The organism is Acinetobacter sp. YH12102, assembly GCF_013419125.1.
GTDB lineage: Bacteria > Pseudomonadota > Gammaproteobacteria > Pseudomonadales > Moraxellaceae > Acinetobacter > Acinetobacter pseudolwoffii.
The window spans coordinates 136,590-154,696 of record NZ_VPAS01000004.1; the positions used below are offsets into that span (position 1 = coordinate 136,590).

Genomic DNA, 18,107 nt, shown 5'->3' on the forward strand with positions numbered 1-18,107 from the left:
TAAAGCAGAGAATTTTCGCTATTGTTGTTATGAACAGATCGGTGCATATTTTCTACGCAGTGCAAGATGAATGAAAAATACAATATAGGGAAGAAGGCAGATGCTGTTTAAAGATTTTACTCAGGACATTAATCCACATCAGGCCTATCGTATTAAAAAACTCAAGCAGCAGCTGCAACAAGCTGAGTCCTATGAGGAATGGAAATATATTGCGCTAAAAATAGATGAAGAATCCGGGGCGCAAGAATGGAAATTCGACAATAGTTCTCCCTATTTTGATGCAGAAGTTATTGCGCATCGTTTGGGTAAATTAAGACGCTATAGACAACAGAAACGTACCCACGACCTGATGTATATTCTGCGCGAAGGTCTAAGCTACGATATCGCCAATATTGCCCATCCTTTATTGTTCACCGAAGCCTATGTCGGCACCAAAAGAATTATTGAAGATTATGTGGAGCAGGTTAGTCAGGGGCTGGCACATATCGCTTCAACAGACTGTAGCTGTTTAAATATTGAAGAAAAAATTGAATTTTTTAAAGGCTGTCAGCGTGCCTATGGTCAGCCGGCCCTGATGTTTTCCGGTGGCTCGACCTTGGGTCTGTTTCATACCGGCGTTTGTAAGGCTATGATGGAGCAGGATTTATTGCCAAAGGTCATGTCGGGTTCTAGTGCAGGTGCCATCATGACGGCAATGCTGGGTGTATCCAAATCCTCGCAGTATGTCGATCTCTTGAAGGGACATAATTTCTTTCATGAGGCGTTTCATTTCCGAACCATGAGTGAATTGCTGAAAGGCAATGGAGGTCTGGCAGATGTCAAATATCTGAAAAAATTTCTGGTCGAAAATTTAGGCGATCTGACCTTTGAAGAAGCACTCAAAACCTCAGGTCTGCATATCAATATTGCTGTTGCCCCTTATGATTCAGCACAGGATGCCCGTATTTTAAATGCCTATACTTCTCCGGATGTGCTGGTCTGGAGTGCGGTCTTGGCCTCTTGTGCAGTCCCTATTCTGTTTCCGCCAGTACGTTTGACCAGTAAGCGTTATGATGGTGAATATACCCCTTATATGGGAGCAACACGTTGGGTCGATGGCAGTGTACGCAGTGATTTTCCACAGGAAAAAATGGCCCGGCTGTACAATATCAATTACACCATCGCCAGCCAGGTCAATCCGCATATCGTGCCATTTATGCAAGATGATGTCGCACGTTTCCGCAAAGGTACCTTAAGCTGGCCACAACGGATTGTACGCCGTCAGGGTGCGGTGATTACCAAAGGAATGATGGATTTTGCCCGGGAACATGCCGGAAGCTTGCCACCTGTACGCCGCATACTCGATCACGGCTATGGGGTGGTCGATCAGCGTTATTATGGCGATGTGAATATTGTCGGTAAATATAGCCTGCGCCACTATAGCTATATGCTGCAAAATCCACGGCCCTATCTCTTTAAAATCTTGCAGCGCGAAGGCGAACGGGCCACTTGGCCAAAAATTTCCTTAATCGAGACTCAGGAACGGGTGGGGAAAACTATTCAGCATTGTCTGGAACTGCTAAATTATCAATATACTGCTGATCCAAAGCCTGAATATATTGCAACCACTTAATTTAGATCATCTTGATACTTTCGATTTTCAACCAAGAACCAAAACCCGCAGTCTGGGTTTTGGCCGACGCCTGTATTATGCTGCGGGTCAGCCCGCATTCTGGCTAAAAACTCAAGTGTCGACTAAATCTGACAGCTCAATATCATCTCCGCATGCAGAGCTGGGCTGGCAGCAGGAGCTGAATTTTTATCAAACGCATAGCCGTTCGAGTGATCTGAACTTTTTCCTTCCCCATCAAATTATTCAACAGCCATTCACCATTCAACATGAACAATTTGAACAGGCTTTGATTCTGGTCGATGCACCAGCACATTTTCAGATCATGCCAGATCAACTTTCTGTAACGCAGATTCGACAACATTTGCTGCAAGCGGTAGAACCTTTACTCTGCCTGCAACAGCTGGGCTATTTACATGCGGATTTAAAGCGGGAGCATTTTGTTGATGCTCAGGGCAGGGTATGTCTGCTTGATTTTGAACAAGTGCAAGCTCTGGATCAGAAAGTGGATGAGCTGAATGCCACACCACGTTATATGGCACCGGAATTATTCCAAGGAAAAGCCAAAAGCTTGCAGAGCGAAGTTTATGCTTTGGGCGTGATTTTTTATGAATGGCTGAGTGGACAGCGCTTGCAGGCAACTGACTATCTGGATTGGGCGTTTTTACATTGTCAGCGCCTAAAAGTTGAGTTGCCTGAACAAATTCAGATTTTTGAAAAGTTGTTAGCGCTGATGCTAGGCAAGCAAAAACAGCATCGGTTGGCAGATTTTAAAGCGGTTAAACACTACTTAGTGACTGAAATCGAATGAGAAAAATACAATAAAATCGGGATTGTTTCTTATTTAATCAAACGAGTGTTTTTTTCTTATAAACGGCTTGTCAGCTGGAAATGATCTCTATAATATACACAGCCATTGGGGACGTGGCGAAATTGGTAGACGCACTGGATTTAGGTTCCAGCGCCGCGAGGTGTGAGAGTTCGAGTCTCTCCGTCCCCACCAATTTACTTGAGTAATTGAGTAAACTGGCCGAGTAGAGGATTGGTGTAATGGTAGCATGACGGTCTCCAAAACCGTTCGTCAAGGTTCGAGTCCTTGATCCTCTGCCAAAGTTTGAAAAATCCAACGCTAAGTTGGTACCCCGATGGGGACGTGGCGAAATTGGTAGACGCACTGGATTTAGGTTCCAGCGCCGTGAGGTGTGAGAGTTCGAGTCTCTCCGTCCCCACCATCATATTAAAGCAAGGCTGATGCCTTGCTTTTTTATTGCCTGAAATTTATACCAGCTTTTTTAAGCTGTAAAATTTTGCTGTCTTTTACGCATAGGTTTAGTCTGTTAAAGAACGTTAGAAAACGGGTCAATGCTCAGGAAAGGGCAGAACTTCAGGAAACTTTGTTTTATTAGATGCAATAATTGATATTATCCAAGTCAGCTAAAGTCTAAATTTGAATATGTGATTCTCCTGTGGTGCGTATTGATTTGATCTGTCTCGATGAAACTAGGCGACAACAGTGCAAATAGGTCAGTATTTACGCAATACTGAATTAATTGCTTAAATTTTGATATAAAAGTATTTTCCTGCTACAGAATTGCTTGTGAATCGGGTCTGATCGCTATAATATACACAGCCATGGGGATATGGCGGAATTGGTAGACGCACTGTGTTCAGGTCGCAGCGCCTTCTGGGCGTGAGAGTTCGAGTCTCTCTATCCCCACCATTATATTGAAGCAAGGCTGATGCCTTGCTTTTTTATTGCCTGAAATTTTATACAGCAATTTTCATTGATCTTATTCTTAAATCTTTATTTTGCTTGATAGAACGTGTGTGACGGAAGTTATATAAAAAGCATGGTTGCCTTATTTTGAATGCCGAGGCCATACAATATAAGGCTTGATCTGTAGTTTGTTTTTTATACATTTTGGTTTTTATGACACAAAATAAAGCTGAGACCTTTTAAAATACTGAATTTGTGGTTTCGTCTTCAAAGAGTCAAATTGTCTTGATAAATTTTATCAAAAGTAAAAAAATATAATTAACTGTTTAATTTCTAGCGGAATAGAATGTGATTGCTTGTAAAATCGCTTGTCAATGACGGTCTATCTCTATAATATACACAGCCATTGGGGACGTGGCGAAATTGGTAGACGCACTGGATTTAGGTTCCAGCGCCGCGAGGTGTGAGAGTTCGAGTCTCTCCGTCCCCACCAATTTACTTGAGCAATTGAGTAAACTGGCCGAGTAGAGGATTGGTGTAATGGTAGCATGACGGTCTCCAAAACCGTTCGTCAAGGTTCGAGTCCTTGATCCTCTGCCAAAGTTTGAAAAATCCAACGCTAAGTTGGTACCCTGATGGGGACGTGGCGAAATTGGTAGACGCACTGGATTTAGGTTCCAGCGCCGCGAGGTGTGAGAGTTCGAGTCTCTCCGTCCCCACCATCATATTAAAGCAAGGCTGATGCCTTGCTTTTTTATTGCCTGAAATTTATTTAATCAAGATAAAAAGAAAAGCCCATCGAAACGGGCTAAAGATTGGAGAATAGAGTTGCTGAATCAGTGGAATAATTTATTTATTTTTTTGATTGAAAATAACCTGCATCAGGCTTTTAAATGATCTTCAAATTCCTCACCCAGCTGGATCGCGAGTGCATTGCCGGCCAGATCACAGGTGACCAGACCGTATTCTTTTTTGAAACTGAAACTGAAACCACGATCATCAGCCAGGGTGCGAACGGAATATCCTAATTTTTCTAACCATAGTCGAAATGCAATCAGATTTTTAGCTTTAACCACTTTTTTCACGAGATCACTCCTTCATCATTGTTCTATCTTAAATAAGGGTGAGAAATTTTGTTTTAAAGGGCAAATTCCCATATTTAATTAATTTAATCTAATTTGAATGTTTAGTGAACATCGTATGCTCGCTAAAGAAGCAGTTTATGACTTAAGTAAATGATTTTTATCATATTGAATAGGTTGTAACTAAATATTAAGTTTTTATAGCATGTAAATAAATTTAATTATACTTTAATTTCAAAGGCTTATTTTGCTATTGATCTAAATTTGAACTTTATCAACGCCATAAAATGTAAGAATAAGGGAATGCCGAAGCATCGGCATATTAAGCTTGCATTGATTATTTAATCGGATCATTAGCAGCTGCTGGTTTTCTGAGCTATCGTTTGAGATGCATGCCCTATACTATCAAAAATGTAATTCTTGAATTAAATACGATTGCCATGACTGAGCTGACGATTGAACACAATGTGAATCAGAAAATTGAATGGATGCAGCAACAGGGCTTAGATCCGGTTGCTGTGATGCTGGGACATGAGGACTGGTTGAATTTTACAGTGCAATCGAAAGTAGCCTATACGCCGTTTGGTAGTGCACGTCGTTATCAACCGGCCTTAGCTGGTTTGCTGCTGGTACGTGTTGACGAAATGCAGGCAGTGCGTGTCGTCACTCAAGACGAACTGGATGCTTATGCGCAAAGTCACCAGATTCTTTAATATGGATCTTTAACTCTAGAACTGATCCTTCAGGGTTCTCAAGCGCTGAAACTCTTCCACACTATCCGCACGCAGGAAAGGATTGGTTTGTAATTCATCTTCAATGCTGCTTGGCAGCGTGCACTGGCCTAACATACGCAAGCGTTCGATATGCTCGAAGCGTTCCAGAATTGCCTGATTGTCCGGTTCGACATGTTTGGCAAACTGGGCATTCGAGAGGGTGTATTCATGTGTGCAATAGACCTGCGTACGCGGCGGTAAGGCTGCCAGACGTGACAGTGAATGATACATCTGTGAATAAGTACCTTCAAAAACCCGGCCACAGCCCATGGCAAATAAAGTATCGCCACAGAACAGCACATCAATCGCATCAATGAAGTAAACGATATGGCCTAATGTATGGCCTGGTACTGCGATCACTTGAACATCTGCCCCATGAAAGCTGAACTGTTCTTCATGCTCAAGTGGATGCGTGATAAACGGAATTTTACTGAGTTCTGCACGCGGGCCATAAACAGGCAGATTTTGTCCCTGAATTAAGCCGGGCACACCGCCAATATGGTCTTTATGCCAGTGCGTTAACCAGATTTGACTTAAGATTAAACCGTGTTCGGCACAATAATCTTGCACCAATCCTGCTTCGGTCGGGTCAATGACTGCGACCTGATGAGAAGCCGTATGTTCCAGCAACCAGATATAATTTTGCAGCGAGTTCTGGACATCAATACAGTGAATTTTAAAAGGCATCATAGCGCATTAGACCAAATGAAGATTGAGAATAAAGTAGCATAATTTCAGATGCTCTGGGCTTGCAGATATTATCTGCTCATCCGGGATAATTTTTGTTTATGTCCCATTTAAAAAATTATACGTCCGAATCATCAACGCTTACCGCCTTGCCAATGCTATAAAATTGTCCACCAGTCACATGATGAGTACTTTTCCATTCTTCACTCACTACATGATAATGTCAGTGACTGTCGCGGAAGATCTGATCATCGGCATAGGCAGCAATCATCTTGCCAATAAACAGATCATGCATTTGCTGGTTATGCGGCCCGGGAATCAGCTCGCAGAGTATCCATGCAGCACAGCCTTGCCCAGAGAAATATCAAAACCAGAGAATTTAAATAACCTTAGGCCAGATGGTGCCAATTTTTCAGGTACATCATGTAGGCTCAGCCTACCTAGCCGATAGGATTTTTCTAGGAGAATACTTTGAAGATGGGGATTGGTCATACCGCATCATTCACTATATTGGTGTATTTAAGTGGCTAGATTAGTTAGATTATTAGCATATTCAAGTTCACTCTTGCAAAAAAGCTTTTAAACTAGAGATTGTGATATTGAGGACTTCAGAAAATGAAAATGTACCAGGTCGATGCGTTTACCACGGAACTGTTTAAAGGAAATCCAGCTGCGGTGATTGTGCTGGAGGACTGGCTCGAAGATGAACTGATGCAAAATATCGCCTTGGAAAATAATCTGTCTGAAACAGCTTTTGTGAAAATAATTGATGCAGAAAATTATGCTATTCGCTGGTTTACCCCGACCAAGGAGGTGGATTTTTGTGGTCATGCAACCTTGGCCAGCAGCTTTGTATTATTCAATCAATTTGGTACGGCAAAAACGATCCAGTTTCATGTGAAAGATCTGGGGATCTTTGTGGTTGATCAGGATACAGATGGCAAGATCAGAATGAACTTTCCAATTCGCCGCGCAGTAGCCGTCACAGAATATCCTGAAGCCTTAAGACAGGCATTGAGCAAACCGTTTAAGCAGGTTTATCTGAATGCACAAGGTTATATTGTCGAATATGAGTCAGTACAGGATGTGCTAGATGAATCACCTGATTTTGAATTATTAAAACAATTAAATGGCAAGCGTACCGCGATTACTGCTCAGAATAGCTTTTTAGATGTCGCGATTACCTCGCAAGATACACAATATGATTGTATTTCACGTTATTTTGCACCGAGTAACGGAATCAATGAAGACCCGGTCACAGGGTCTATTCACACCGGAATTGCGCCATTTTGGGCAGACAAACTGGGTAAAAATGAACTGGTCGCTTATCAGGCATCAGCGCGCGGTGGTGTACTTTATTGTGCCTTGCAAGATCAGGAACGAATTGAAATTTCGGGTTATGGCAAATTATATATGCAGGCTGAACTTTATCTTTAATCTCTGATTACATAGATATGCATGTCGTCAGGCAAGGCGGCATGTTATTTTAATGATTCAATTTAGAAAAGACTATTCAGAATAAGAATCATTCTCTAAAATGAGCACGAATAAAAATTTACATTTAAAATCTGGATGAATAATGTTGGTACGTTATAAGAATTTAAGCTTGGCGATTTTGTTGTCGGGTTGTAGTGCGCTGAGTTTTGCACAACCTGTTTTGGTGAAAACTGAACAGAATGTGGAGGAATATCGTCTTGATAATGGTTTACGAATTATCCTGGCACCGAATGATAAAGAAAATAAAATTTTTATGAATACGGTGTATTTGACCGGTTCACTGAATGATCCTAAAGGAAAAGGTGGTCTGGCGCATCTGCTGGAACACTTGGCTTTTAAAGGCACTAAAAATGTCAAAGGTGATGAATTTCAGCGTCGGCTCGATCAATATACCTTAATGACCAATGCCAGTACCGATTATTATTCAACCAAATATACCAATGTCATTCGTCCTGAAAAAACGGCGCTCAGTGAAGTAATTTTCCTTGAAGCCGAGCGTATGGATCAGCTGGTTCTTCAGGAAAAATATGTACCGACCGAAATTGATATTGTAAAGCGCGAACGCGAAATTCGTCTGGATCAGCCATTTTCAGTACTCATGGATCAGGTGTTCAAGTCGGCTTATGGCAATCAGTATTTGGGTCGGTTACCGATTGGTGATCTGAATGAGCTGCAATCCATCAATATGCAGGAATTGAACCAGTTTTACAGGAGCTGGTATGCACCGAATAATGCCTTTATGGTCATTTCAGGCAAGTTTGATAAGGCGGAAGTATTAAAGCAGATTGATAGCCATTTCAGTCCGATTCAATCGCGAAGTGTACCGGCGCAAGTGAAAGTTCCGGCTTTAAAACCTGAGCAGATTCAACAGCGTGAATTTACTGTGCAAAAGGGCAGTGATCTGGCCAAATTCAATATTTATCTGAATGGCCCGGATGAAAAGATCAAGACTGCTTTGGCTGTTTCACCGACGCTCTATACCTTGCAACCGAGCGGGCATTTATATCAGAGCATGGTGGAAAGTGGAAAATCGACCATGGTGCAATCCAGTACCTGGCTGGATAAAGACTTTAATCTGGTGTTTATGGGCGCGATCTATGCACCCAATCATCAGCCAAAAACTGTGGAACAGAGCTTGATTCAAGGCGTAGAGCAAAGCCAGCCATTTACCGATGCCGAATTAAACCGAGTTAAAAACCTGACCCGCAATCAGGCTGATAATATTAAAAATAGCGCGACTGCATTAGGTTCACGTTTAAGTGATTATGCCGTGGCTTATTCGGGTGACTGGAGCCAGTATTTTAAAGATCTGAATGCGATTGAAAACCTGAATGTGAGTCAGGTCAATCAGGTCTATAAAGGTTTTCTAAAACCTGAATATCGTATTTCTGGCAATATCCTGCCAACACCTGAAGATCAGAAAAAAGCGCAGGAAGTGACACAGACGGAAGCACCGAAAAAAACACTGGACCAACAGGTTGAGACTGAAGAGCCTTTAAAGGATGTCAGTGTTTATCAGGCGGAAGTGAAGCAGTATGTAGCGCAATCCAAGCAGTATTTATCTGCTAAGGACAAGCAGATTCAGCGTGGTAAGTTAAAAAATGGCATTAAATACGCGCTATTCCCAACCAATATTCGCGATGACAAGGTGTATGCCACAATTTCTCTGGATTTTGGGACTGCGCAAAGCCTGATGAATAAAGGCGAGATTCTGGATCTGACCGCGTATTTAATGCTGCGCTCATCGGAAAGCCAGAGCTTGCAGCAGATTGCTGACAAAATTATCGAAGTAGGCGGTTCAGCGACTGCCAGCCCATCGAGTAATGGCCTGAACATACAGATCAGTGCCAAAAAAGAGAAGTTTGCAGAGTTTTTCCAATATGTGGTTGATGTACTAAAAAACCCTGCATTTGAGCAAAGCCAGTTTGACTTGATCAAGGGTCAGACCTTATCCAGTCTGGATCGTCCTTATACCGAGCCAGATACGGTGTCGAGCCTGACTATGGCGCGAACCATTGAAGTGTATCAACCCGGTGACATTCGTTTCCATTTTGAACCTGAACTGGCCACCAGGCAGTTTAAAGCAGCCACTCGTGAGCAAGTGGTCGCTTTGTATCAGCAATTCTTTAAAACGCATCATGCACACATTGCAGTGACTGGGGAATTTCAGCCAAAATCTATACAGAAAATGCTGAAAAATAGTTTCGCGGACTGGAAAGCGGCACAGCCTTATGAACGCCTGAAATCAGAATATCGAAGCTATCCAGCCCAAAAAATTCATGCATTATCTGAACAACGTGAGTTCGGTAGTTATCAGGCATTGCTGACCTTCCCGGTGGGGGCAGACCATGCAGATGTACCTGCTTTACAAGTCTTCCGTCATATTCTGGGTGACTCTCAACTGTCTTCCCGTTTGGCTCAGGAATTACGTGAAAAAAATGCGCTGGTCTACGGTTTTAGTGCCCATGTTCAGTTTAATGAATGGGCCGATTCAGGTGCTTTGGCACTGGGTGCCAATTATACCGCAGGTAAATCTGCACAGGTTTCTCAAACGGTGCATCAGGTACTCAATGAGCTGCTAACACGTGGCGTAACTGAACAGGAAGTGGAAGCGGCCAAAGCCAGCATTCTGAAAAAACGTGTCAATGCACTGGAAGATGATCGCCGTATTCACAGTATGTTGGTTCCTCAACTGGAAAAAGATCGTAAGCTGATTTACCGTGAAAAACGTGATCAGGCGATTGCCCAACTGACGAAAGCCGACATTGATGCCGTGATTAAAAAATACATCAAGCTGGATCAGTTGGTCGAAGTGATGGCCGATCAATATGGAAAAGAAATCAAAAAATCATAGAATTGATCTACATTAAAAAAAGTCCTCCTCTAATAGGGGGATTTTTTATTCTTCAATATAATTAAAAGCTCTAATTTAAGTCGCTTTTCTGGTAAGCAGGATTCCACCTAAAACGCCAGATAGCACAACACTGGGTAAGCTCCACCAGAAAGTGGCAAAAAGAAACAGGAAAATCCCAGCTGATACTAATATTGCTCCAACAGCGATATCTTTATTAAAGGGAAGGTGAATAATATGTTGGTAATAATATGATGGGATTAAACTAGAAAAGATTGCTCAGCAAGTATAGAAAAGCCTATCTGATCGGGGACTCGCGATTATTTCCTCCCAGAGCATATGTATTTTCCTTCTTTCTTTAAAAATCCAGACGCTTCTTATAATTTATAAAATGCTTTCGCATTCTCATAAAAGATCGGCTTTAACGCGTTTTCATCATAGTCCTGAACAATATCGCTAAAAGCATCAATGATATTCACGAGTGAGCTGCTGACACTGTCCATTGGAAAATTGGAGGCAAACATCAGGCGTTCAGAACCAAAGCAATCTAAGGCATGCTGAATCAGGGGAGCTGCACGTTCCAATAATTCCTGTTTAGTTGCCAGCCGTTTCTGCTGATGAAAATCATGACCTAGAACGGGCATAAACAGGCCAGACATTTTAGTCGATACATTTCTGCACTCGGACAGTTCAGCCAGTTGATCTTGCCAACTTGAAAATATCTGGGCACGATCTTGTTCGGTCTTGCCTGTAGCTTTGCCCACCTTGCCAAATAAGCCGACAGGCGTACCGAGGTGATCTAGTGCGATGGGTGTTTTAGGAAAGGCTTTGGCCAGTGCAGTCACATCCGCAATCTGGCTCGAATAGACCCAGGCATCAAAACTTAAGTCTTGCTTGGCCAGTTCCTCAAATCCTTTCAGGAAGTTTTTATTACGGTAGAGATGTGGCTCATCGGTCCAGGCATGAATCCCTTTGTCTGGATGTACCGCAGCCATTTTACGAATCCCGCGAAATTTGGGAGAAGCTTCCTGATGCAATTCAATCAACTGTTTAAAGTTTTTCTGCCGCGGATCCGCCGTAGCGACAATGCCACCGAGCTGGATATTATGCTGATCAAAAGGAAGTCCGGCCACAAAACGGGTTTCATCCACCACGCCTGTACCTTTCTGATCATGCCAGCTGGCTTCAACATGCACAATTTGTTCGACTTCATAATGCCCTAGATCTTTGTTGTAGTTCGCAGGCAGATAAGGGGCGGTCAGATGCTCGGTCAGGCCAATGGTCTCAATCACATCTTTAGGTTTGAGCAGCCGCACCATTTTGTCCAGTAATTTAGGATATTTGCCAAACAGTTTTACGGCAAATGCTGCCGCGTGTGGGGTGTTGTACGGATCCCATTGGTGAATATGTGGGTCAATGATCGGGAAGGGAAGTTGCTGCATGCTATGCCTTGTTTTCGTTTATTTATTATTCAACTTATATAGGACAAAAATCGTTTCAAAGTCAATATGATAAATTAAGGCAAATAAAAAAGCCCCGTAGGGCTTTTCATATTTTAATCAATGATCGTGCTTGTGATCATGGTTATGCTTGTTGGCATGAAACTCTTCATTGTGACGGAAACGCAAATAGTTTTCGAACTGTTCACAGTATTCATCATAGTTATCTTCCAGCATCATTTGGAATTGCTGCATAATATAAGACATCACCTGATCTTTGGCATCGCGCATTTCGTTGCCATCTTTAAAGTTATTCGCTGCCACCCAGGTATTGAAACGGGCAGTACCAAATAACATGGCTGCACTGACTTGACCGCGCTTATCACTCGGTTTTTCCTGCGAGCCTTTTTCTACGCGACAAAACTCGTTGGCTTGTTGAATAAATTCATCAGCACGTTCAAAGAATGCCGCATTTAACGCTTCTTCTTCGGTTACATCGGTTGCTTCAATCTTTTGAACCATGAATTTTTCCTGACCATCATAAAATCTTAATGGCTAATTATAGGCAAAGCCTTGCAGAAACTAAACCTTTGCCTTAATCTAAAAATAGCCTAAGCATATAAAAGTGAATGCCATGCAGGATGCGATTGCGGTACAAAGTCTGAAAAGTGATATTGCTTTATTGCGCCAGAATATCTGGCCACCGGCAAATCTGGCCAATGTCGAAGGTCTGCCGATTTATTATGGAACCAAATCGCAGGTCGAAGAATATTACACCCAGTGGCTTGGTCTGATTGAAAGGGCGCAGGATCTGTTTCAACCTTTCATGGACGATGAAACCCTAGATGCTATCCATCTTCCCAGTCATTTAAACTTGCCGCTGTTTTATTTTCATGTTGACCGAATCAGGCTAAATAAAACCCGGGCCAAAGAATCTAAAACTTTTCGTGGTGTGGCCAGCCTGATTGAAAAATGCGGGCAGTTTGAACCCGAACAGATCGCAACCATGCGACACTGGCTCGACAGTGACGATACCGCGGCTTTGGTGGCACACCGCGAATTTGTAGATTTACGTACTTATGTGTTTCAGCATGGTCAAAGTGAATATACACGCACCCGTTTTTATGTGAATGGTATCGTGCTGAGTGTCGAGCCACATTTTGAGCTGATCGATGCCCGTGATAAACCACGTAAGCAACGCAGTGATAGTTATAACGATCCCTTGGCTGATAATAATACCTGGAAAGTGTTTGGTAAATATCGCTAGCCCGGTTTTACCAGAAGGGTTTGGTATTTTCAGCAAACTGTTGTAAACGCTCGGCTGCTTCACTCGACAAACGCTGCTGTTCCGCGCTTATCCAACCCAGCACAAACCAGGCTTTGCTATTTTGCTTGACATACGGTCTAAACAGTTCGTCTGCCACAAACAGGTCGTTATAATGCCCCAAGCTTTCCTGTAAGGGTTTTAGGGCTTTCAGATAAGTTTTCACATCCTTTTCAGGAAATAAGCTCTGTAAAAATTCTACGTTATAGCGCAAGCGTTTCACCCGTTTACGCGTGCGATGCCGCGATTCAATATCCAGTTCCTGATAGTTTTCGGCATCCTGACAAATTTGCTGATGTAACTTGCTCAAACCTTTACACAAAATTTTATGCGAAGATTTGGCTTTGCTATGCGTTTTTTCCTGACTAAAGCTGAGTAGTTGCAGTATCAAGTCCACTGTAGCTGAATGTCTGAACAGCGCGCTAATATCTGGCTGTTTTTGTCGATGTGGTGGTAATTTTAATAAGGGTGAGCCGGCTTTTTCCAGTTGCGGAATCAGACTTTCTGCAAGGGCATCGCGATCTCGGGTAGAACCCAGTTGCTGAAAAATATCTCGCAGCTGTTCCGGCCATTCTGGCTGTACATGTTCAGTCACAGACTGGAAAATTTTAAAGGCACTGCGTAAGCGCCGGATCGCGACACGTGCCTGATGCACATGATCGCTGTTATAATGATCAGCGGCAATCGCAGTTGCATTCGGAAAAAGATGAGCCAGACAGTTGGCTACGATTTTCTTTAAAATAGTAGCAATCTGATCTTTCTGCTCAAGTTCTAATGGCAGCTGATGCTGCACAGGCAGACTTTCTTCACCCTGTAATAGGGCATAACCGCGTTCCGATTTACTCCGCGTATCCAGCCATAAATCATAACGTTGAATCCATGGCCGAATGAAATCAATCAATTCGATCAATTGACCGGATTTTAGCTCAAATTCGACTTCATAAATATCAATGGCTTGATCCTTATGGCGAATTTCCCCTACATCAAAGGCAATCTCAATCTGGCTATTTTGATGTGTTTCGGTCAGCACATAACGCGCGACATCTGTTTCAAATTGCAGAATAAGCGGTATATCCAAATCGCCAAGCGCCTTTTTCAGGATTTTTTTTGCCGGTTTATGTTTGCGATATAACTGAAAATTACAGCTTTCAGGTGGGCTTTTTAATGTATGTTCAAGTTCAAAACGTTCAAATTGCTGCTCAGTAGGTGCTTTCAGGGTTTGTACCCATTGCTGGTCTTCTAGACGTTGTCGCAAGGCGATTTGATGTTGTTGGAGTTGCTGTGCTTCAGTATCGAAGTAGCGCGCACATAAACGATGCCGAGTCGGCTGAAGCTTCTGGAAGTCCTGTTCAAATTGTGCACGTGACGGTGACGGAATCTGGAATTTAAGCTCTATTTCTGCCATCGGGTCATTCCTTCTCGATGTAGGTTATACAGATCAATATAGCTCAAAGATTAGCCACAGTGTGATGTGCTTCTGCAACAAAAAAAGCACGCCGTAGAGGGAGCGTGCTTTGAAATGTTCTTAAAGATATTTATTTGAGGAATTTACGGCTCACCAGGAACTGTTCTGTCGCCTCAAGCAGTTTCTGGGCATAGACTTCCTGTTTAGCAGTCAGCCAGCCTAATACAAACCAGTCACTCGCTTCCAGTTCAGTTTGCTGAATATACACTGCCGAAGAAGCTAAGGTTTGATATTCACCGGCTGCAAGTTGTGCATCATTCAGCGCTTTGCTGTACTTCTGCAAGTTTTTGACGTCATAGATTGTGGTTAAAATCGGGAAGCTGAATTTGAGTTCCTGAATCCGGCTTGCCAATTGATCCAGACTTTCAAAATTGTTAATTTCAGTCTGGTTCATCTGTTCTTGCAGCGCTTTATACTGTTGTTGCAGCGTGGTTTGTGCCGCAGTTTTTAAATCCAGAGCAGCATGTTCATCTTCAGTTAAACTAAAGGTTAATAACTCCAGATAATGATGCACATTTTGCGTTGATTTGACCAGATTGCCCAGTTTTTCCTGAGCATACAGAATATCTTTACTCAGATTTTCCGTAGTGGTCGGATTTTGCAGGAAGCTGGCCAAGCTGTTTTGCATGTGCTGCAAATGCTGTAAATGCTCGAACTGCTGCTTAAAGGCAGCCATTTGATGAGCCCATTTGTCCGAAAGCTGCGGATGCCAGTCTTTAAACAGCAGCAAAGTGAGATATAGCTGATCCAGTGCCAGTTGAGCCTGTTGAATATGTTCCTGCTGTGCAACCTGAGCTGAAATCGCGGCGATATTTGGCAATAAATGTTGCATCTGCTGCGCAATCAGACTGCATAGGGTTTTACCAGCGCTGTCTTTTTTACTGATCTGGAACTCTTTGGCGAAGGTGGCCGGGCTCACGCGTTGTGAGGTGGCCAATAAATTACCAATTTCTGCCTTGCTGCGTACATCGAGCCAGAGCTGATATTTCTTGACCCATTCAAAACTGAATGCCAATAAATTGTGTATCAACCCACTTTTTAGCTCAAACTCGACTTCATGTACCTCTTGTTCAGCATTTCGGGTACGGATCTGCCCAATATCCAGACTGACTTCGATTTGTGTGTCTTGGTATTCAATTACACGCAAGGTGCGGGCAATATCGGTTTCGAATTGCAGTTGTAGCTGATCAGACTGATTGCCGAGCGCATGGCTCAGAATCGCCTGTGCTTCTGGGAACTGGGTATAAATACTTAAATCCAGTTCAGGAGATTCAGTTAATTCCCCCAGATCATGATTATGTTCAAAGCGTTCAATATGGCTTTTACCGGCAGCTTTCAGGGTTTGCACCCAGCGCGTACCTTCCAGACGCTGACGTAGTGCTACCCCGTGCTGGGCCAGTTGACGGTCGGCAGTATCATAATATTTGGCTTGAAGCTGGATCTGTTGAGACTTTTTCGGATCAAGTGCCTTGAGCAGCGCAGTGCGTCGTGCCGCAGGAATCTGGAACTTGAGTTCAACTTCAACCATAATGATTTTCCTATCTGTTTAGTACACGCCAGCATGTACTGATATTTTTCGCTTTAATGAGATGCTGAAAATTCGGCGGGCAATCGCCGCAATTATATTTTTAGATGTATGCGTGGCAGATTGTAACCAAAATCAAAATGCATGTAAGACTTGACCTGCATATAAAAATATTGAACAGGAATTTAAATATTGGCTTTGAGCTGTTAATAGGGTTGCAAAGCGAGAGGAATTGCGGCTTTGCTTGGAAAATATCTAAGAATATTCGAGCAAATCAAGAGACTGTTAATTGGCCAAAATATACGCTAAGGTAAAAGAAAACATCAGGACGATGAGAAATGAATGTACAAGTACAGCCAGAGAATACCCATGTGATCGCGCATCAACCCCAGATGCCGATTGGCAATTATCATGAGTTTTACCGCTTTTATTTGACCGAACACCGGCATATGGTCAGTCGCCGTTTACATGTCGCAGGTAGCAGTATCGGCCTATATTGTTTTACTCAAGCCATTCGTCAAGGCAAACCGCGATATTTTGCTTATGGTTTGCTTTCAGGCTATGCCTGTGCCTGGATTGGCCATTTTATCTTTGAACGCAATAAACCGGCCAGTTTTAAACAGCCGGTGTATAGCTTTATTTCGGACTGGCGTATGTTTGCGGATGTCCTGCGTGGTCGTCTCAGTCTGCTTGATCGCAAATACGATAAGATTTCAAGTTAAAATCAGGTAACTTTCATCGGATTGTGTGGCTAGGGAACATGATCTTTCGATAAAAGACTTGCAAGTCGCCATTTATTATTCTATTAATTGTGTTATTGCTTATTCAGTTTGATGGAATTTGATCAAAAGTTATAGTTTACTGAATAAAACAGTTTTCCAAGCCTGGAGCGACCTTCTCCGGGCTTTTTTTATGTCTCTATTTTTTAAATAAATTTACTGACTTCGTTGCCATTATTGCGTAAATATTCATAGAACAAGTCATGCGGATCATACATAAAGAAAATGATCCTTTCTAGCTTTGAAACGTCTCCCCACAAACGTATTATTCAAAACTAGAAAGGATCGGGTGTCACCAACACAGTATTTATTTTTCTGGTTATTTTCTGTGTCTAACGCTATTTAAGTCTTTTCGCGCTAATTGGGCCATCCCTGAAATTGGGTATTTTTTAATCTTTTTGAGTTTAATCTTAAAGAGGCTTAACAATATTGAAAATTTAAAGGAAAAAAAACCGCTCTTAGAATTTTGCAACTTCTCCACCAAGTTATCTGCAAAATCCTAAAAGCGTTTGTCGGAGGGCGTAAGCATTAACACTTTATTATTTTTGTTATAAAGCGATTAAAACCCATATTTTATAGTCGGTATATCCCTGAAAATGGTGATATTTTAGATTTAACAGAAAAATTGCGCTAAAAAACTGCAAATCTGTTGCTACCCGGTCTCGGAAACAGCAGGACTGCGGCAATTAAACCGAGTTATGCCTATAATAGAGCCATCCTAGCAAGTGGCGAGCAAGATGCGCGGTTTATATTTAATTACCAATGATGATCCCGTAGAACTTTTATTGGCAAAACTGGAAGGCGCAATGGCCAATGGCGGCATTGCAGTATTGCAATATCGCCGTAAAAAAGTCGCCAAACAAGATCAAATTTACGAAATCGAGTATATGAAAGCCATGTGTGCTGAATATGGTGTGCTTTTTGTGATTAATGATGATCTTGAAATGGCTGTTAAATACGGGGTGGGTGTGCATTTGGGTCAGGATGACGGGTCTATTGTCGAGGCAGTTGCACGCTTGCCGAAAAATGTCTTGATTGGTCGTAGCTGTAATAACTCGCTTGAGCTGGCTGAACAGGCCATTGCCGATGGTGCAAACTATGTGGCATTTGGTGCCATCTATGCCACCGACAGTAAACCTGAAGCCGGTAATATTGGTTTGGAAACCTTAAAACTGGCCAAAGAGAAATTGAACGTGCCTTTATGTGCCATTGGTGGTTTAACGGTTGAAAACTCCAAAGAAGTCATTGAGTCAGGTGCGGATTATTGCGCCGTGATTAGTGATATATTGGGCCTACCGATGAATGCCATTCCTGAACGTTTAGATGAATGGTCTGCGCTTTTTCAAGCTACAGCATAAA

The 18,107-nt window shown here is 42.5% G+C and carries 14 protein-coding genes, 7 tRNA genes and 1 pseudogene; 15 read left to right on the top strand and 7 right to left on the bottom strand.

Features of this window, described 5'->3' with window-relative positions:
- Positions 1–100 precede the first annotated feature (100 nt).
- The 9 genes from FTU42_RS05125 (at position 101) to FTU42_RS05165 (ending at position 4,048) form a co-directional block, all read left to right on the top strand.
- Positions 101–1,612 carry a DUF3336 domain-containing protein gene (locus tag FTU42_RS05125; RefSeq protein WP_180083128.1) on the top strand — a complete coding sequence of 504 codons (1,512 nt, stop codon included), beginning with the start codon at positions 101–103 and terminating at the stop codon, positions 1,610–1,612.
- Complete coding sequence (locus tag FTU42_RS05130; RefSeq protein ID WP_159515899.1) at positions 1,599–2,420, top strand: protein kinase; 822 nt, start codon at positions 1,599–1,601, stop codon at positions 2,418–2,420. The genes FTU42_RS05125 and FTU42_RS05130 overlap by 14 nt, the downstream gene beginning before the upstream one ends.
- A gap of 107 nt (positions 2,421–2,527) precedes the next feature.
- Positions 2,528–2,612, top strand: a tRNA-Leu gene (locus tag FTU42_RS05135).
- Between the two features lie 33 nt (positions 2,613–2,645).
- A tRNA-Trp gene (locus FTU42_RS05140) sits at positions 2,646–2,719 on the top strand.
- Positions 2,720–2,756: 37 nt separating this feature from the next.
- Positions 2,757–2,841 (top strand) — tRNA-Leu (locus FTU42_RS05145).
- Between the two features lie 402 nt (positions 2,842–3,243).
- Positions 3,244–3,329: transfer RNA gene (locus tag FTU42_RS05150), tRNA-Leu, on the top strand.
- 405 nt (positions 3,330–3,734) lie between these two features.
- Positions 3,735–3,819: transfer RNA gene (locus tag FTU42_RS05155), tRNA-Leu, on the top strand.
- Between the two features lie 33 nt (positions 3,820–3,852).
- Positions 3,853–3,926: transfer RNA gene (locus tag FTU42_RS05160), tRNA-Trp, on the top strand.
- Positions 3,927–3,963: 37 nt separating this feature from the next.
- A tRNA-Leu gene (locus tag FTU42_RS05165) sits at positions 3,964–4,048 on the top strand.
- Positions 4,049–4,207: 159 nt separating this feature from the next.
- Here FTU42_RS05165 and FTU42_RS05170 read toward each other — a convergent pair.
- Positions 4,208–4,411, bottom strand: coding sequence for a hypothetical protein (locus tag FTU42_RS05170; protein ID WP_005096596.1), 204 nt, complete (start codon positions 4,409–4,411; stop codon positions 4,208–4,210).
- Between the two features lie 437 nt (positions 4,412–4,848).
- Between FTU42_RS05170 and FTU42_RS05175 the strand changes: the two genes are divergently transcribed.
- Complete coding sequence (locus FTU42_RS05175) at positions 4,849–5,121, top strand: hypothetical protein (protein ID WP_074383176.1); 273 nt, start codon at positions 4,849–4,851, stop codon at positions 5,119–5,121.
- Positions 5,122–5,136: 15 nt separating this feature from the next.
- On the opposite strand, the gene gloB is transcribed toward FTU42_RS05175, so the two are convergent.
- Positions 5,137–5,871: a hydroxyacylglutathione hydrolase gene (gene gloB / locus FTU42_RS05180; protein ID WP_005096598.1), complete on the bottom strand. Its 735-nt coding sequence runs from the start codon at positions 5,869–5,871 to the stop codon at positions 5,137–5,139.
- A 115-nt stretch (positions 5,872–5,986) separates the two neighbouring features.
- Positions 5,987–6,330 (bottom strand): annotated as a pseudogene (locus FTU42_RS14860) (flavin reductase); the annotation flags it as partial.
- Positions 6,331–6,483: 153 nt separating this feature from the next.
- Between FTU42_RS14860 and FTU42_RS05185 the strand changes: the two are divergent.
- Together FTU42_RS05185 and FTU42_RS05190 are read left to right on the top strand one after the other, a co-directional pair.
- A complete protein-coding gene (locus FTU42_RS05185; protein WP_180083129.1) occupies positions 6,484–7,305 on the top strand; it encodes a PhzF family phenazine biosynthesis protein in 822 nt (273 codons plus the stop codon).
- A 142-nt stretch (positions 7,306–7,447) separates the two neighbouring features.
- On the top strand, positions 7,448–10,219 hold the full coding sequence (locus FTU42_RS05190) for a pitrilysin family protein (RefSeq protein ID WP_180075531.1): 2,772 nt from the start codon (positions 7,448–7,450) through the stop codon (positions 10,217–10,219).
- A 374-nt stretch (positions 10,220–10,593) separates the two neighbouring features.
- Here the strand turns inward: FTU42_RS05190 and FTU42_RS05195 are convergent, their stop codons facing one another.
- Positions 10,594–11,658 (bottom strand): amidohydrolase, encoded by a 1,065-nt coding sequence (locus FTU42_RS05195; protein ID WP_180083130.1) that lies wholly within the window; start codon positions 11,656–11,658, stop codon positions 10,594–10,596.
- A gap of 117 nt (positions 11,659–11,775) precedes the next feature.
- Positions 11,776–12,177, bottom strand: a complete 402-nt coding sequence (locus FTU42_RS05200) for a DUF3144 domain-containing protein (RefSeq protein WP_005096603.1) — start codon at positions 12,175–12,177, stop codon at positions 11,776–11,778.
- A 112-nt stretch (positions 12,178–12,289) separates the two neighbouring features.
- On the opposite strand from FTU42_RS05200, the gene FTU42_RS05205 reads away from it, so the two are divergent.
- The gene (locus tag FTU42_RS05205; protein WP_180083172.1) at positions 12,290–12,922 is read left to right on the top strand and encodes a hypothetical protein; all 633 of its coding nucleotides are present in this window, start codon (positions 12,290–12,292) and stop codon (positions 12,920–12,922) included.
- Between the two features lie 7 nt (positions 12,923–12,929).
- Here the strand turns inward: FTU42_RS05205 and FTU42_RS05210 are convergent, their stop codons facing one another.
- Together FTU42_RS05210 and FTU42_RS05215 are read right to left on the bottom strand one after the other, a co-directional pair.
- Complete coding sequence (locus FTU42_RS05210) at positions 12,930–14,384, bottom strand: CYTH and CHAD domain-containing protein (RefSeq protein ID WP_180083131.1); 1,455 nt, start codon at positions 14,382–14,384, stop codon at positions 12,930–12,932.
- Positions 14,385–14,514: 130 nt separating this feature from the next.
- A complete protein-coding gene (locus FTU42_RS05215; RefSeq protein WP_180083132.1) occupies positions 14,515–15,972 on the bottom strand; it encodes a CYTH domain-containing protein in 1,458 nt (485 codons plus the stop codon).
- A gap of 335 nt (positions 15,973–16,307) precedes the next feature.
- Between FTU42_RS05215 and FTU42_RS05220 the strand changes: the two genes are divergently transcribed.
- Positions 16,308–16,691: a DUF962 domain-containing protein gene (locus tag FTU42_RS05220; protein WP_005171513.1), complete on the top strand. Its 384-nt coding sequence runs from the start codon at positions 16,308–16,310 to the stop codon at positions 16,689–16,691.
- Between the two features lie 794 nt (positions 16,692–17,485).
- Positions 17,486–18,106, top strand: coding sequence for a thiamine phosphate synthase (thiE, locus tag FTU42_RS05225; RefSeq protein WP_005171511.1), 621 nt, complete (start codon positions 17,486–17,488; stop codon positions 18,104–18,106).
- Position 18,107 lies beyond the last annotated feature (1 nt).

Excerpts from the sequence above, each read along its gene's own strand:
- gloB (WP_005096598.1), bottom strand. The coding sequence starts at position 5,871 with ATGATGCCTTTTAAAATTCACTGTATTGATGTCCAGAACTCGCTGCAA.
- FTU42_RS05215 (WP_180083132.1), bottom strand. The coding sequence starts at position 15,972 with ATGGTTGAAGTTGAACTCAAGTTCCAGATTCCTGCGGCACGACGCACT.
- FTU42_RS05220 (WP_005171513.1), top strand. The coding sequence starts at position 16,308 with ATGAATGTACAAGTACAGCCAGAGAATACCCATGTGATCGCGCATCAA.
- FTU42_RS05190 (WP_180075531.1), top strand. The coding sequence starts at position 7,448 with ATGTTGGTACGTTATAAGAATTTAAGCTTGGCGATTTTGTTGTCGGGT.
- FTU42_RS05125 (WP_180083128.1), top strand. The coding sequence starts at position 101 with ATGCTGTTTAAAGATTTTACTCAGGACATTAATCCACATCAGGCCTAT.
- FTU42_RS05200 (WP_005096603.1), bottom strand. The coding sequence starts at position 12,177 with ATGGTTCAAAAGATTGAAGCAACCGATGTAACCGAAGAAGAAGCGTTA.
- thiE (WP_005171511.1), top strand. The coding sequence starts at position 17,486 with ATGCGCGGTTTATATTTAATTACCAATGATGATCCCGTAGAACTTTTA.
- FTU42_RS05185 (WP_180083129.1), top strand. The coding sequence starts at position 6,484 with ATGAAAATGTACCAGGTCGATGCGTTTACCACGGAACTGTTTAAAGGA.
- FTU42_RS05210 (WP_180083131.1), bottom strand. The coding sequence starts at position 14,384 with ATGGCAGAAATAGAGCTTAAATTCCAGATTCCGTCACCGTCACGTGCA.
- FTU42_RS05205 (WP_180083172.1), top strand. The coding sequence starts at position 12,290 with ATGCAGGATGCGATTGCGGTACAAAGTCTGAAAAGTGATATTGCTTTA.
- FTU42_RS05195 (WP_180083130.1), bottom strand. The coding sequence starts at position 11,658 with ATGCAGCAACTTCCCTTCCCGATCATTGACCCACATATTCACCAATGG.
- FTU42_RS05175 (WP_074383176.1), top strand. The coding sequence starts at position 4,849 with ATGACTGAGCTGACGATTGAACACAATGTGAATCAGAAAATTGAATGG.